Raw genomic sequence first — 13,999 nt, 5'->3', positions numbered from 1 at the left:
AACACCCAATCCTTTTCGATGCGCTTTTCTGTCAACATAGCGTCAAAAAGCGTATCGAAAGTGACACGATTCGGGATTTACGGCAACAATAGGGGTCAAGCCGTCGCGGCCGGCCGAGTTGGCCGCGGCCAACTCCCTGCCCTGCCCTTGCGGGCGGCCGTGTTTTTGGGCAAGACCGCTTGGACTCACGGGGAAGATCCGCTTGAAGCATATCAATATAATTGGAATCGGCACGGGCAATCCAGAACACGTCACCATACAGGCGATCAACGCCATGAACGCTGCCGACGTGATCTTCCTGCCGCTCAAGGGCGCCGGCAAGGAAGAGCTCGCCGAGATCAGGCGGGAGATCTGCGAGCTCTATATCACTCGGCCAGCTGTCCGGATCGCGGAATTCGAGCTACCGGAAAGACAGGCCGCAGACAGAAGCTACTCGCAAAGCGTCGATGCCTGGCACGGCGAGATCGCCAATATCTATGGAGAATTGATCTCGGGCCTCCCGGACGGCGGCACCGGCGCCTTTCTCGTCTGGGGTGATCCCAGTCTTTACGACAGCACGATCCGCATCATCGAACGAGTGCGGAAAGCAAACAGCATTGATTTCGATTACTGCGTCGTTCCAGGCATCACCAGTATCCAGGCTCTGGCCGCCAGCCACAAAATCCCGCTCAACCTCGTCGGCAAGCCGGTTGAGATCACCACCGGGCGGCGGCTGGCGCGGGATGGATTTCGAGGCGGCAGCGTGGTCATCATGCTCGATGGCGAACAGGCTTTTACGAAGATCGACGATCCTGACGCCGAGATCTTCTGGGGCGCCTATCTCGGCACCGCGGACGAAATCATCCGGTCGGGACGGCTCGCAGACATCGCGTCCGACATTCAGGCGCTCCGGACCGAGGCCAGACAGCGGCACGGCTGGATCATGGACATATATCTGCTGCGTAAGGGACGCGACTTCGAGGAATAGCCGTCGCCGTCATGTTTTGCCGCACCGGCCGCGATCATGTAAGAGATGATCAGAGGATTGAGAATGGGCACGAAGGCCGCCAAGGCAATCGACAGGACAGGCGAGGCGGATCTCGATGATCGGCCGACGGCGAAGCCACGCCCGCGCGGCGCCTGCCCGGCCCTTGCCGCACCGATGCCGACCGGCGATGGTTTGCTCGTAAGGCTGCGTCCGGCCGGTGGCGCCTTGACGCTAGCGCAATTCTCAGCGCTTGCCCGCTCGGCTGCAGAGCATGGAAACGGCATCTTGGAAATCACCGCCCGCGGCAACCTGCAGATCCGCGGACTGCGGGCTGAAACCGTCAAGCGGCTCGCCGCCGATATCGATGCCGCCGGGATCGCCGTGCCGGACGGGCCGGCAATCGAACTATCGCCACTGCACGGTATCGATCCTGAGGAGACAGGCGATCCGGCAGCACTGGAAAAGACCATGCGCAGCAAGCTCGCACAGTTGCTCGCCTCGCCGCGGCTCGCGCCAAAACTCTCCCTCATTGTCGACGGCGGCGGAGCATTCGGTTTGTCGGCGCTCTCGGCCGATATCCGTATCGTCGCACAGCCCGGCGCACAATGGCTCGTTGCGATCAACGGCGACGGCGAGACGGCAACGCCTGTCGCGAAGGGTGCAGCAGAAGCGGCGATATCGTCCGTTGGCGAGATTCTCGATCTGCTGGCGGTCAGGCAGAGCCTGCGAGCGAGAGATATCGATCCGGCCCTTCTGCGGGCGCGCTTTCCCGCTATGGACATCATCCGATTTCTTCCGCCACATCAAAGACAGACGCCGCTTTCCGGCTTGCACCGGCTGAAGGACGGAAAACACGTGCTTGGTGTGCGGCCGGAATTCGGCCAGATGCGGGCCCCCGATTTGACCGCCCTGCTCGACGACGCGACAGCTCACGGCGCAACAGCTATCCGACTTGCGCCCGGCCGCGGCTTCTTCTTCACCGGCTTTCCGGCAGGGACCGCGCCGGCTCTGCAGATAACTTCGAGCAAACATGGCTTCACCGTGCAACCCGGCGAGAAAAGCGAATATGTCGCTGCCTGCGCCGGCGCCGGCGCCTGCGGCTCCGCTTTCTACGAGACGAGAGCCCTGGCGCACCGCCTCATTACCGCAGCACCCGTTCTCTTCGACGGATCTCTGACGATCCATTTCTCCGGCTGTTCGAAAGGCTGCGCCCATCCCGGGCCGGCGCTGACGCTGACCGGATCGGCGGATGGTTTCGGTCTCATTCTCAACGGGCTTGCTTCAGATCTGCCGGATGAACGGATCGCTGGCGGTCGGATCGATTTCGCTATAGAGAGGCTCGCCCAGTCCATCGAAGACAACAGGAACGCTGGCGAATCGGCCGCCGCCTGCCTTACACGGCTTGGCGCAACCAGCGTTTCGAAGGCGCCGCGACAGGAATAGCAATGCCAGACTACGATTACATCCGCAGCGGCGACGCGATCTACGAGCGTTCCTTTGCGATCATCCGCGCCGAGGCCGATCTTTCGCCTTTCACCGAAGACGAGGCTGAAATTGCCGTTCGCATGATTCATGCTTGCGGGCTCGTGGAAGCGGCGAAGAATTTCCTCTTTTCCACCGGTTTCGTCAGCACCGCACGCGATGCGCTGAAGGCCGGCGCGCCGATCTTCTGCGATGCGGAAATGGTGTCGCATGGCGTCACGCGGGCGCGGCTGCCGGCGCTGAACGAGGTGATCTGCACGTTGCGCGATCCCGCAACGCCGGAGCTCGCACGCGAGATCGGCAATACACGCTCGGCCGCTGCCATGCATCTCTGGCTCGATCGGCTCGGCGGGAGCATTGTCGCGATCGGTAACGCGCCGACCGCGCTCTTCCATCTGCTCGAACTCCTGCGCGACGGCGCCCCGAAACCCGCGGCGATCCTCGGCATGCCCGTCGGGTTCGTCGGCGCAGCCGAATCGAAGGATGCACTGGCAGAAAATTCCTATGGCGTTCCCTTCGCCATCGTGCGCGGCCGGCTCGGCGGCAGCGCCATGACGGCTGCCGCCATTAATGCGCTGGCGAGGCCGGGCCTATGACGACCCCAGGCCGTCTCATCGGCGTCGGCACGGGTCCCGGCGATCCCGAGCTTCTGACCCTCAAGGCCGTGCGCGCCATCGAACGCGCGGATGTCATCGCATACTTTGCCAAGCAGGGCAGGGGCGGTAACGGCAAGGCGATCGTCGAGCCGCTGCTGAAACCTTGGGTCACTCTGCTGCCGCTCTACTATCCCGTCACCACCGAGATCGACAAGAATGACGAACGCTATCAGAGCCTGATCACCGAGTTCTACGACCGGTCTGCAAGAGATATCGCCGGGCATCTCGACGCCGGACGGACTGTCGCCGTTCTCAGCGAAGGCGACCCGCTCTTCTACGGCTCCTATATGCACCTGCATGTCAGACTTTCCACGCACTACCCCACCGAAGTGATCCCCGGCATCAGCGCCATGTCGGGCTGCTGGTCGCTGGCCGGCATGCCGATTGTCCAGGGCGACGACGTGCTTTCCGTACTGCCCGGTACGATGGCCGAGGGCGAACTGACGCGGCGCCTTGTCGATACGCAAGCTGCGGTCATCATGAAGGTCGGCCGCAATCTGCCGAAAATCCGCCGGGCGCTTTCGGCAGCCGGCCGGCTTGCGGACGCCCTCTATGTCGAGCGCGGCACCATGGCGAACGCGGCGATGGAAAAGCTTGCCGACAGGAGCGACGGCGATGCGCCCTATTTCTCGCTCGTGCTGGTGCCGGGCTGGGAGGGCAGCCGATGAGTGGCAGGCTTTTCGTCATCGGCACCGGTCCCGGCAATCCCGAGCAGATGACGCCGGAAGCGCTGGCCGCCGTCGATGCGGCGACGGATTTCTTCGGCTACGGACCTTATCTTGACCGGTTGCAGCTCCGCTCCGATCAGCTGCGGCATGCGTCGGACAATCGCGAGGAGCTCGACAGGGCAGGGACGGCGCTTTCCATGGCAGCGGATGGCGCCAATGTCTGCATCGTCTCCGGCGGCGATCCCGGTGTCTTCGCCATGGCTGCTGCCGTCTGCGAGGCGATCGAGAACGGGCCGGCGGCGTGGCGCGCCGTCGATCTCACCGTGCTTCCCGGCGTCACGGCGATGCTGGCGGTGGCAGCAAGAGCCGGGGCGCCGCTTGGGCACGATTTCTGCGCAATATCGCTATCAGATAACCTAAAGCCTTGGAACATCATCGAAACACGGCTTGAACTGGCGGCAAAGGCGGGCTTCGTCATCGCGCTCTATAATCCGATCAGCCGGGCGCGGCCGTGGCAACTCGGCGAGGCTTTCAAGCTGCTGCGCGACCATCTGCCGGCAACAACCCCGGTGATTTTCGGGCGCGCGGCCGGGCGGGCAAACGAGCACATCGCGGTGCAGCCACTATCGCAAGCGGATGCATCGATCGCCGATATGGCGACCTGCATCATCATCGGCTCCGCCGAAACGCGGATCGTCGCGCGTTCCGGCAAGCCCGACCTGGTCTACACGCCGCGTTTCATGGCGGGAGGAAAGAGGTGATCGACCGCCGCAAGCGCCGCCTCGACGGTTTCGACCGATGTGATGATCGGCGACGGCGCGCGCGCCACCATCATCACCTCGATGCCGAGCAGGCGCGCCGCCTCGATCTTCGCATAGGTGGCGGTGCCGCCGCTGTTCTTGGCAATGATGACATCGATATGATGCCGCCTCAGCAAAGTGCATTCGCTTTCCAGCGTGAAGGGGCCGCGATCGAGGATGTAGTCGACATTCGCAAGCCTAAGCGGCCGTTCGGCGGGGTCGACGCTGCGGATGAGATAGTGATGTTGCGGCGCCGCTTCCGCATGGTGAGCGCCCTGCCGGCCCGTCGCCAGGAAGACATGGCGGGGAGATTGGCCGAGTGCCGCGATGGCCGCCGGGATGCTCTGCACGTCCCGCCAGCGATCGCCCGGCAGGCTTTGCCATTCGGGGCGGCGCAGAGCGATCGCAGCGAGAGGGGCGGCCGCGGACGCGATGGCGGCGTTTTCGGAAATTCGTTCGGCGAAAGGGTGCGTGGCGTCGATAAGCAGCCCGTAGCCGCCGGCTTTCAAAAAGTCGGCCAGCGCCATGGCACCGCCGAAACCACCGATACGGACCGGAACAGGCTGCTCAGCCGGTTTCTCGGTGCGTCCGGCAAGCGACAGCAGAACATCGCAATCATCACGCGCCGCGAGCGCCCCGGCGAGCAGGCGCGCCTCGCTGGTGCCGCCGAGAATCAGGATGCGAAGTCTTCCCATGTCTGATGTCTTTCCCACTTGCAGCAAGCGCTGGCTGACTATTATCGGCATCGGCGAAGATGGTCCAGCAGGGCTGGGCGAGGAAGCGAAGATGCTGATCGCCACCGCACCCGCGGTGTTCGGCGGAGCGCGGCACCATGCGCTTGCCGCATCGCTGATATCGGGCGAGAAACTTGCCTGGCAGAGCCCGTTCGAGCGCTCGGTCGATGCCGTCCTTGAACGGCGCGGCACGCCTGTCGTCGTGCTCGCTTCCGGCGATCCATTTCTCTATGGCGTCGGCGCAACCCTCTGCCGCCGTGTCGCGGCGGAAGAGATGCGCGTCATTCCCGCGCCCTCGGCCTTCAGCCTTGCCGCCTCCCGGCTCGGCTGGCCGCAGCAGGACGTGACGACGATCTCGCTGCATGGGCGTCCGCTCGGCCTCGTTCGACCGTATCTGCACCCCGGGCGGCGGATCATTGCTCTGACCTCTGATGAAAATGGACCTGGCGAACTCGCTGCCTTGCTTGTCGCCATCGGCTTCGGTCAGTCGAGACTTACCGTACTCGAAGCGTTGGGCGGTGCGCGGGAACGACAGAGACACGCCGTGGCGTCGGATTTCGATCTCACTGACATCGATCCCCTGAACGTCTGCGCGCTCGAGGTTACGGCAGGGGAGGGGGCTCGCATCCTGCCTTTTGCCGCAGGTCTCGAGGATGATTTGTTCGAGCATGACGGTCAGATCACCAAACGGGAGATCCGGGCGATGACGCTTTCGGCGCTTGCGCCACGTCACGGCGAACTGCTCTGGGATATCGGCGCCGGCTCGGGATCAGTCGGCATCGAATGGATGCTGGCCGATCCATCGCTGAAGGCGATCGCCGTCGAGCAATCGCCGGAGCGGGCGGCGCGGATTGCCCGCAACGCAACCGCCCTCGGCGTGCCGCATCTGGCCGTTGTCGAGGGTTCAGCGCCCGATGCGCTGAGAGGCCTGCCGGAACCGGATGCGATCTTCCTCGGCGGCGGCGGCAGCGAACCTGATGTCATCGACACTGCCATCACTGCGCTGAAGCGGGGAGGGCGGCTCCTCGCCAATGGCGTGACGCTTGACATGGAGGCGGCATTGATCCGCGAACATGGCAAACGCGGAGGCTCCCTCACGCGGATCGAAATATCGCGCGCCGCGCCGCTCGGCAGCATGAGCGGCTGGCGGCCGGCGATGCCGGTGACGCAATGGCGCTGGACGAAAGGATAACGGGATGACGGTGCATTTCATTGGAGCGGGGCCGGGCGCCGCGGATCTGATCACAGTGCGTGGCCGCGATCTCGTCGCCCGCTGCCCGGTCTGCCTCTATGCCGGCTCGATCGTCTCGCCGGAACTGCTGCAATATTGCCCGCCTGGCGCGCGCATTATCGATACTGCCCCGATGTCGCTCGATGAGATCGAGGCGGAATATCTCCGCGCCGCTGCCGCCGGCCAGGATGTCGCCCGGCTGCACTCCGGCGACCTCTCCGTCTGGAGTGCCGTGGCCGAACAGGTGCGCCGACTGCAGAAGCACGGAATCGCCTATACGATGACACCGGGCGTTCCAGCCTTTGCGGCCGCGGCCGCGGCACTCGGACGAGAACTGACGATCCCGGCCGTCGCCCAAAGCCTGGTGCTCACCCGCGTTTCCGGCCGCGCCTCGCCGATGCCGAAAGACGAGACGCTGGCGAAATTCGGCGCGACGGGCGCCACACTCGCGATCCATCTGGCAATCCATGCGCTGAAGCAGGTCGTGGAGGAACTGACACCGCTCTACGGCGCCGATTGCCCGGTCGTCATCGTCGTCAAGGCCTCCTGGGCGGACGAGCGCATCCTGCGCGGTACGCTGTCCGATATCGAAGCAAAGGTTGCGGCCGAACCGATCGAACGCACGGCGATCATCTTCGTCGGACCGTCGCTCGCGGCGGCAGATTTTCGCGAGAGCTCGCTCTATGATCCGGCCTATCAGCGCCGATTCAGAAGCCGGGAATAGTGGCTTACGATCGACCGCTCGCCGGCGGCCGATCGTGAAGAGAAGCGTGCGTCGGGCCTCAGACCCGCGTGGTCAGATAATCCATGCTGGCGCGCAGCGCAGCGGCCGGGTCCTTGACCGCATGAACTTCCGCAGCAAAGGGTTCGAAGGAGAACGGACCCTTATAGCCCGCCTGCAGCAGCGCCTTGATCTGCCCGGCATTGTCGAGCCGGTCGTCGCCGTCCACGAGCACGCGATGGGAGTCACGCATATCGGCAATGGAAACCGAGGGATCGCTGACGCCGGAAATATGCACGAGACCGGCCAGTTCGGGGAAGGTCGCGGCTTCGCCGGCAAGGTGATGGTGGAAAGTGTCGTGAACGAGCTTGAAGGTCGATTGCGCGCCGAGCTCCTTGATCGCCTCGGCCGCCTCGGTCTTTGAGCGCAGCGAGCAGATCTCGAAACCGAGCGGCTCGACGAGGCCGATAATGCCGGCCTTATCCAGCATCGGCTTTAGTGCGGACAGAGCCTCGCGCAGATTCGCCTGGCGTTCGCTGTCGGCGCAGCCTGTGCCGTCGTTCTTCGGAACGAGGACGAGCGCCTTAGCGCCCGATGCGCTGGCATAGTCGATCAATTGCTGCGCTTCCCTGGCGCGCGTTTCATTCCATTCGTTAAAGCGCTGCAGGGCGTTGATCGAAATGATCGTCAGGCCGTGGCGGGCGGCGGCTTCTCTGATCGCTTCGGGCTTGGTGCCGTCGAGAATGGCATTGCCGGAAAGGTCGTTACGGATCTCGACCGAGTCGATGCCGAGCGACTTTGCCAGCGCGAAGAAATCATCGATAGCGAGGGACGGCGCAGCCATATGGTTCAGCGCAAAACGGATCGAAGTCATGACGGATATCTCCTCCTCATCTCCGCGACATAAGCGGAGCGGTATTCGTGAATGGGCGAGCGAATCTCTATCTCAATTTGTCGGGCAAACCATCCGTCATCGCCGGCGCTCGCCCTCATTGCTGAAAGAATTTCAGCCGAGATGAGAGAATTCCATCACTCCTCAGATATTCTCGGAAATGTAGATATCGAAAGGCAGGAAGGATTGGCCGGGAACGGCGGCCTCACCGTTCTCTATCGCGCCGAGCATCAGCGATAAAAGCTCCTTGCAGAGAGCGGGCAGAGGAGTGGCGACCACCATGGTGACGATGTCGTCGGCGAGGCCAGCCTTGCTCTCCGGCGTCAACTCATTGACGACAAGCACCACCCGGCCGCCGACACCCTCTTCACGGAACGCCGAAATTGCCCCCTCCATGCCGCCGCCGCAGACATAAAGGCCGACGAGGTCGGGATGTTTCTGCAGCAGCGTCAGCGTTGCCTCATGGGTGATTTCGGCGGTCTCCAGGTTGATCAATGTTTCGACGACATCGAATTCCGGCGCGTTCTCCCGGAAATAGGAGCGGAAACCGATCTCCCGCAGTTCATGGCCGTGGAAGCGATGACTGCCGACAAAACAGGCGACCTTGCCTGGCCTGTGCGCCGTGCGCGCAATCATCCACGCGGCGGTGCGTCCCACCTTGCGGTTGTTGACGCCGACATAGGCGTCGCGCACGCCGGTGGCGAGATCGGAGAGCAGCGAGAAGACGGGAATACCGCGCTCCTTCAATTCCTCCACAGCGGTCGTCACCGCGGGGTAGTCGGGGCCGACGACGGCTACGGCCTGGTTGCGGGCGCCGAGCGACTTGATCTTCTCGTTGATGGCGGCAGGAGTCGTCGAAGACGGGTATTCGATCTGGACCTGAAGACGGGCGGTGGTGACGGCGCGCGCCGCTGCTTCGATTTCGCGGGCGAAGGTCTGATAGAAGGCCTGCGTCGGCTTCTGCAGCAGAAAGGCGAGCTTGTATTGCGGCAGATCTTCGAAGACGCGCTGCCGGATTAGGCCAACGGCGTGATAACCGATCTCCTGCGCCGCATCGTAGACCCGCCGCGCCGTCTCCTCGCGCACACGATGACGAGCGTTGAGAACGCGGTCGACGGTGGCGACGCTGACGCCGGAGGCGCGGGCGAGATCGGAGATGGTGGGGCGGCGCATGGTATTCCTGATGTATTCGCTCACGGATGCGAGCCATTCATGATGGCTTTTGATAGATTACATCAAGCCTGCATTGAGCGTCGCCCAAAGTCAACCTATTCTCCCGACAACAACATAGGAGGCGGATAATGGCGAGCCAGACAAAGAAGCGTGACTACGACCTGCTCGGGGAAAGCGGCCGCACCGCGGTGGAGACGGGACTAGCGGCTGCCGAATGGTATCACACGGAGATTCCGCGCAAGGAGATGAAGGCGCTGATGCAGCGCTCCGATGCGCCGGCGATCCGTGACACCGCCATCTGGCTCGGCAGCATGGTCGTCTTTGCCGGTCTCGGCATCTATTTCTGGGGTTCTTGGATCGCGCTGCCCTTCTTCCTCGCCTATGGCGTGCTCTATGGCTCGGCCTCCGACAGCCGCTGGCACGAATGCGGCCATGGCACCGCCTTCAAGACGCGCTGGATGAACGATGCCGTCTACCAGATCGCCTGCTTCATGATCATGCGCAATCCGGTGACCTGGCGCTGGAGCCATACGCGCCATCATACTGATACGGTCATCGTCGGCCGCGACCCGGAAATCGCCGTCATGCGGCCGCCGGACCTTTTCCGGCTGATCCTCAATTTCTTCGGCATCCTCGATGTCTGGCATGCGATGGTCGATATGCTGCGCAACGCCTTCGGCATCATCAGCGCGGCGGAAAAGACCTTCATTCCGGAGATGGAGCAGCCGAAGGCGATCCGCTTCGCCCGTATCTGGCTGGCGATCTATCTGGCGACGATCGCCGTCGCGGTCGCCACCGGCTCGATCCTGCCGCTGATGCTGATCGGCCTGCCGCGCCTCTACGGCGCCTGGCACCACGTGCTGACCGGGCTCCTGCAGCATGGCGGCCTAGCCGACAACGTCGTCGATCACCGGCTGAACAGCCGCACGGTCTATATGAACCCGATCAGCCGTTTCATTTATTGGAACATGAACTACCACGTCGAACATCACATGTTCCCGATGGTGCCCTATCACGCGCTGCCCCGGCTGCACGCAATGATCAAGCACGATCTGCCGGCGCCGAACCGATCGATCTGGTCGGGCTACCGCGAGATGATTCCGGCTTTCCTGCGCCAGTTGCGCAACGAGGATTATTTCTTGAAGCGGGAACTGCCGGCGACCGCGCGGCCCTACCGCGAGGAATTCCACAACGAACTCGCCCCGGCGGCGCAATAATCACAATCGAGGAAAATGAAAGATGAGCGGAAACTGGATCGAAGTTTGCGGCAAGGACGAGATCGACGAAGAGGATGTCATCCGCTTCGATCATGGCGGGCGCACCTTCGCGGTCTACCGCAGCCCCGACGACGAATTCTTCGCCACCGACGGGCTCTGCACGCATGAACATATCCATCTTGCCGACGGGCTTGTCATGGATGAAATCATCGAATGCCCGAAACATAACGGCCGCTTCAATTACAAGACGGGCGAGGCCAAGGGTGCGCCGGTCTGCGTCAATCTCAGGACCTATCCCGTAAAGGTCGAAGGCGGCTCCGTCTTCATTTCGGTCTGAGGGAGGCTGATGTGGCTCATTTCGTCATCCTCGGTGCGGGCGAATGCGGTGCCCGCGCCGCTTTCGCTCTGCGGGAAAAAGGTTTTGCCGGCGAGATAACGCTCGTTGGCGCCGAACCCCTTCACCCCTATGAGCGGCCGCCCCTTTCCAAGGCGTCTGCTGCCGATGCCGGCGATCCGAAATTCATCGCCGCTGCGGAAAAATACGCCGAAAGCGCCATCCGGCTACTCACCGGCATTGAGGCCAAGGATTTCGATCCTGCCTCGCGGACCGTCATGCTTTCGGATGGCACCGCGCTCTCCTACGACAAACTTCTGCTGGCGACGGGTGCTGCCGCCCGATCGTTCCCCGGCGCCCCGGAAGGCAATCCGCATATCCGTTCGCTTCGGACCCACGATGATGCGGCCGCCCTGCGCGAAGCAATGAAGCCGGGGCGGCATATCGCCATTATCGGCGGCGGCTTCATCGGGCTGGAACTTGCCGCGACGGCGCGGCTGCTTGGCGCCGACGTCACGGTGATCGAGGGGCTGGAGCGCGTGCTGAAACGCGGCGTGCCCGAGGAGATCGCCCATCTGCTCACCGAACGCCACCGCGCCGAAGGTGTCGATATCCGCTGCGGCGTCTCGATCGAGACATTGACCGAGGAAAGCGGGAAAGCCGTCGTCAAACTATCGACTGGCGAGGTGGTAGAGGCCGATCTCGCCCTCGTCGGCATCGGCGCACGGCCGAATGTCGATATCGCCGAAAGGGCGGGGCTTGCAATCGAAAACGGCATTGCCGTCGACACCTATCTCCGGACCTCGGCGCCTGATGTTTTTGCCGCCGGCGACTGCTGCTCCTTTCCGCTGCCGATCTATGGTGGCCGGCGGGTAAGGCTGGAATCCTGGCGCAATGCCCAGGAGCAGGGCACGCTGGCCGCCGCCAACATGCTCGGCCTCGGCGAAGCCGTTTCATCCGTGCCGTGGTTCTGGTCGGATCAATATGACATGACGCTGCAGATAGCAGGCCTCGCCGAAGGGGCGGTGCTGCATCTGCGCCGCGACCTCGGCCCAGACGCGTTCATTCTCTTTCACCTCGACGCCGATGGCCGGTTGGTCGCCGCCAGCGGCATCGGACCAGGCAATGCCGTGGCGCGCGACATCAGGCTTGCGGAAATGCTGATCGCGGCTGGCGCCCATCCAGACCCGGCTGCGCTGACATCAAGCAACGTCAAGCTGAAATCCCTTCTGGCCGCCTGAGCCCCCGATATTTTCAAAGGAAATGATGATGAAAAAACATAAGCGTGCAACCGTTGCCGACCTGCTTGCGGAAAAGGGCAGGCGTCAATTGACCATGCTGCGCGTCACCTCGCTCGACGAGGCCGAAGCCGCCGAAAAGGCCGGGATCGACATCGTCTCGGTGCCGCCGTCGCTGCTCGGTCCGGTCTTCCGCGAGATCGCCCCCACGCCCTTTGCCATTCCGGGTCTCGAATATGGCGACCATGTCTCGGCCGAAGACTATCTGCGCGCCGCCTTTGCGGCGCTGAAGGCCGGCGGCGATGCGGTCTATTGCGCCGCGAGCCTGCAGACGATCCGGCGCCTGCGCGACGAGGGCATCCCGGTCTGCGGCCATCTCGGGCTGATCCCCTCGAAAGCCACCTGGACCGGCGGCTTCCGCGCGGTCGGCAAGACGGCGGCAAGTGCGGCCGAGATCTGGCGGCAGACCAAGGCGCTGGAAGAGGCCGGCGCCTTCGCCGCCGAAATCGAAGTCGTGCCGGGGGATGTCGCCGCCGCCATCAGCAGCAACACCTCGATGCTGATGATCTCGATGGGGGCAGGCAGCGGCTGCGACGCCCAATATCTCTTCGCCGACGACGTGCTCGGCGCCAATCGCGACCACTATCCTCGCCATGCCAAGGTCTATCGCAACTTCGCCGCCGAACATGATCGGCTGCAGCGCGAGCGCATCGCCGCCTTCACCGAATTCGCCGAGGACGTAAGGACCGGCGCCTATCCGGAAAGGCGTCATTGCGTCGGTATCGACGAGGCCGAACTGAAGATTTTCCTCGACCGGCTGACCAACGAGACGGGCAAGCGCTGACGCCTGCCCGGCGACTCCCTTCTCCCCAGCGAGGCCCAGCGGGAGAGGGGGAAAGTTGCATTGGCTTCCGTCGCCGCCTGTGGCAGGAATGATCCGTTCGATTCATTTAGAACGGAGTATTCGGCCCCTGTGACGATCGGCTTTGCGCATGCGGAACTGATTGCAGTGCTCGTCTCGGTGACGGGGGATGAGCCGCGCGTCATGACCATCCGCTCCGGCAACGCGCTGCCGTCGGGCCCATTCGAAATGGGCCATCGAACCCTGCAATCGGGCCTGCGCGAATGGGTGCAGGAGCAGACCGAGCACCCGGTTGGTTATCTCGAACAACTCTATACCTTCGCCGACCGCGACCGGAACAACGAGATCCTTGGCGGGCGGACGATCTCGATCAGCTATCTTGGCCTCGTCAACGAGCAGGCGGGCGCCGGCCGGCCCGGATGGCATGGCTGGTACGACTATTTTCCCTGGGAAGACCATCGGCAGGGCCGGCCGGCCGTGCTGGATGAAATCGTGGCACGCCTGAAAAGCTGGGCGGATGCCGATCCGGCCCGGCAGGACCATCGCCATCGCCGCGCCGACTTCACCTTCGGCCTCGACGGCGGCGGCTGGAATGAGGATCTGGCCCTGCAGCGCTACGAACTGCTTTATGAAGCCGGCCTTGTGGCTGAAGCCGGATGCGGGGCGGAAGCCAATCTTGGGCGAGCGATGTTTGCCGATCACCGCCGCATTCTGGCGACTGGGATCGCCCGGCTGCGCGCCAAAATCAAATACCGCCCTGTCGTCTTCGAACTGATGCCGGAGAGTTTTACGCTTCTGCGGCTGCAGCGCACGATCGAGGCCCTGGCCGGACTGACGCTGCACAAACAGAATTTCCGCCGCCTCATCGAACAGCAGGAACTGGTCGAGGAAACCGGTGGAACGGAAAGCGAAACCGGCGGCCGGCCGGCCAAGCTCTTCCGCTTCCGCCACACCGTGCTCGAAGAACGGGCGCTCGCAGGAACGAAATTACCGCTCTCCCGCAATTGACATATGCTCACAGCGA

At 63.4% G+C, this 13,999-nt stretch carries 15 protein-coding genes; 12 read left to right on the top strand and 3 right to left on the bottom strand.

Annotation, left to right across the window (positions count from 1 at the left end):
* Window positions 1-202 precede the first annotated feature (202 nt).
* The 5 genes from cobF (at window position 203) to NMA58_RS29465 (ending at window position 4,534) form a co-directional block, all read left to right on the top strand.
* Window positions 203-967 (top strand): precorrin-6A synthase (deacetylating), encoded by a 765-nt coding sequence (gene cobF, locus NMA58_RS29485; RefSeq protein WP_434714629.1) that lies wholly within the window; start codon window positions 203-205, stop codon window positions 965-967.
* 63 nt (window positions 968-1,030) lie between these two features.
* Window positions 1,031-2,410 (top strand): precorrin-3B synthase, encoded by a 1,380-nt coding sequence (gene cobG, locus NMA58_RS29480; RefSeq protein WP_434714628.1) that lies wholly within the window; start codon window positions 1,031-1,033, stop codon window positions 2,408-2,410.
* A gap of 2 nt (window positions 2,411-2,412) precedes the next feature.
* Window positions 2,413-3,045 carry a precorrin-8X methylmutase gene (locus NMA58_RS29475; RefSeq protein ID WP_430958965.1) on the top strand — a complete coding sequence of 211 codons (633 nt, stop codon included), beginning with the start codon at window positions 2,413-2,415 and terminating at the stop codon, window positions 3,043-3,045.
* On the top strand, window positions 3,042-3,773 hold the full coding sequence (locus tag NMA58_RS29470) for a precorrin-2 C(20)-methyltransferase (RefSeq protein WP_430958964.1): 732 nt from the start codon (window positions 3,042-3,044) through the stop codon (window positions 3,771-3,773). The genes NMA58_RS29475 and NMA58_RS29470 overlap by 4 nt, the downstream gene beginning before the upstream one ends.
* A complete protein-coding gene (locus NMA58_RS29465; protein WP_434714627.1) occupies window positions 3,770-4,534 on the top strand; it encodes a precorrin-3B C(17)-methyltransferase in 765 nt (254 codons plus the stop codon). The genes NMA58_RS29470 and NMA58_RS29465 overlap by 4 nt, the downstream gene beginning before the upstream one ends.
* On the opposite strand, the gene NMA58_RS29460 is transcribed toward NMA58_RS29465, so the two are convergent.
* On the bottom strand, window positions 4,498-5,268 hold the full coding sequence (locus NMA58_RS29460; protein ID WP_434714626.1) for a cobalt-precorrin-6A reductase: 771 nt from the start codon (window positions 5,266-5,268) through the stop codon (window positions 4,498-4,500). The genes NMA58_RS29465 and NMA58_RS29460 overlap by 37 nt on opposite strands.
* On the opposite strand from NMA58_RS29460, the gene cbiE reads away from it, so the two are divergent.
* Both cbiE and cobM read left to right on the top strand, forming a co-directional pair.
* Window positions 5,267-6,499, top strand: coding sequence for a precorrin-6y C5,15-methyltransferase (decarboxylating) subunit CbiE (gene cbiE / locus NMA58_RS29455; RefSeq protein ID WP_434714625.1), 1,233 nt, complete (start codon window positions 5,267-5,269; stop codon window positions 6,497-6,499). The genes NMA58_RS29460 and cbiE overlap by 2 nt on opposite strands.
* 4 nt (window positions 6,500-6,503) lie before the next feature.
* Window positions 6,504-7,262 carry a precorrin-4 C(11)-methyltransferase gene (gene cobM / locus NMA58_RS29450; RefSeq protein WP_434714624.1) on the top strand — a complete coding sequence of 253 codons (759 nt, stop codon included), beginning with the start codon at window positions 6,504-6,506 and terminating at the stop codon, window positions 7,260-7,262.
* Window positions 7,263-7,320: 58 nt separating this feature from the next.
* On the opposite strand, the gene NMA58_RS29445 is transcribed toward cobM, so the two are convergent.
* Together NMA58_RS29445 and NMA58_RS29440 are read right to left on the bottom strand one after the other, a co-directional pair.
* A complete protein-coding gene (locus NMA58_RS29445) occupies window positions 7,321-8,133 on the bottom strand; it encodes a TIM barrel protein (RefSeq protein WP_434714623.1) in 813 nt (270 codons plus the stop codon).
* Between the two features lie 162 nt (window positions 8,134-8,295).
* Window positions 8,296-9,324 (bottom strand): LacI family DNA-binding transcriptional regulator, encoded by a 1,029-nt coding sequence (locus tag NMA58_RS29440; protein WP_434714622.1) that lies wholly within the window; start codon window positions 9,322-9,324, stop codon window positions 8,296-8,298.
* 128 nt (window positions 9,325-9,452) lie between these two features.
* Here NMA58_RS29440 and NMA58_RS29435 point away from each other — a divergent pair, with 128 nt between their 5' ends.
* The 5 genes from NMA58_RS29435 to NMA58_RS29415 all read left to right on the top strand — a co-directional run bounded on the left by NMA58_RS29435 (window position 9,453) and on the right by NMA58_RS29415 (window position 13,983).
* Window positions 9,453-10,541 carry a fatty acid desaturase family protein gene (locus NMA58_RS29435; protein WP_434714620.1) on the top strand — a complete coding sequence of 363 codons (1,089 nt, stop codon included), beginning with the start codon at window positions 9,453-9,455 and terminating at the stop codon, window positions 10,539-10,541.
* Window positions 10,542-10,563: 22 nt separating this feature from the next.
* Window positions 10,564-10,878 carry a MocE family 2Fe-2S type ferredoxin gene (locus NMA58_RS29430; protein WP_097598764.1) on the top strand — a complete coding sequence of 105 codons (315 nt, stop codon included), beginning with the start codon at window positions 10,564-10,566 and terminating at the stop codon, window positions 10,876-10,878.
* Window positions 10,879-10,889: 11 nt separating this feature from the next.
* Window positions 10,890-12,116, top strand: coding sequence for an NAD(P)/FAD-dependent oxidoreductase (locus NMA58_RS29425; RefSeq protein ID WP_434714619.1), 1,227 nt, complete (start codon window positions 10,890-10,892; stop codon window positions 12,114-12,116).
* 25 nt (window positions 12,117-12,141) lie between these two features.
* Entirely contained in the window at window positions 12,142-12,957 is an 816-nt protein-coding gene (locus NMA58_RS29420) for a 3-methyl-2-oxobutanoate hydroxymethyltransferase (RefSeq protein WP_430958955.1), read from the top strand.
* Between the two features lie 129 nt (window positions 12,958-13,086).
* Window positions 13,087-13,983 (top strand): NUDIX hydrolase, encoded by an 897-nt coding sequence (locus tag NMA58_RS29415; RefSeq protein ID WP_430958954.1) that lies wholly within the window; start codon window positions 13,087-13,089, stop codon window positions 13,981-13,983.
* Window positions 13,984-13,999: the final 16 nt, after the last annotated feature.

The organism is Rhizobium sp. YTUHZ045 (genome assembly GCF_051124255.1).
Lineage (GTDB): Bacteria > Pseudomonadota > Alphaproteobacteria > Rhizobiales > Rhizobiaceae > Rhizobium.
The sequence above is the reverse complement of the archived record's forward strand: the minus strand, read 5'-3'. Positions and strand labels throughout refer to the sequence as shown.

Excerpts from the sequence above, each read along its gene's own strand:
- NMA58_RS29460 (WP_434714626.1), bottom strand. The coding sequence starts at position 5,268 with ATGGGAAGACTTCGCATCCTGATTCTCGGCGGCACCAGCGAGGCGCGC.
- cbiE (WP_434714625.1), top strand. The coding sequence starts at position 5,267 with ATGTCTGATGTCTTTCCCACTTGCAGCAAGCGCTGGCTGACTATTATC.
- NMA58_RS29420 (WP_430958955.1), top strand. The coding sequence starts at position 12,142 with ATGATGAAAAAACATAAGCGTGCAACCGTTGCCGACCTGCTTGCGGAA.
- cobG (WP_434714628.1), top strand. The coding sequence starts at position 1,031 with ATGGGCACGAAGGCCGCCAAGGCAATCGACAGGACAGGCGAGGCGGAT.
- NMA58_RS29445 (WP_434714623.1), bottom strand. The coding sequence starts at position 8,133 with ATGACTTCGATCCGTTTTGCGCTGAACCATATGGCTGCGCCGTCCCTC.
- NMA58_RS29465 (WP_434714627.1), top strand. The coding sequence starts at position 3,770 with ATGAGTGGCAGGCTTTTCGTCATCGGCACCGGTCCCGGCAATCCCGAG.
- NMA58_RS29475 (WP_430958965.1), top strand. The coding sequence starts at position 2,413 with ATGCCAGACTACGATTACATCCGCAGCGGCGACGCGATCTACGAGCGT.
- NMA58_RS29440 (WP_434714622.1), bottom strand. The coding sequence starts at position 9,324 with ATGCGCCGCCCCACCATCTCCGATCTCGCCCGCGCCTCCGGCGTCAGC.
- NMA58_RS29430 (WP_097598764.1), top strand. The coding sequence starts at position 10,564 with ATGAGCGGAAACTGGATCGAAGTTTGCGGCAAGGACGAGATCGACGAA.
- NMA58_RS29435 (WP_434714620.1), top strand. The coding sequence starts at position 9,453 with ATGGCGAGCCAGACAAAGAAGCGTGACTACGACCTGCTCGGGGAAAGC.
- cobM (WP_434714624.1), top strand. The coding sequence starts at position 6,504 with ATGACGGTGCATTTCATTGGAGCGGGGCCGGGCGCCGCGGATCTGATC.
- NMA58_RS29470 (WP_430958964.1), top strand. The coding sequence starts at position 3,042 with ATGACGACCCCAGGCCGTCTCATCGGCGTCGGCACGGGTCCCGGCGAT.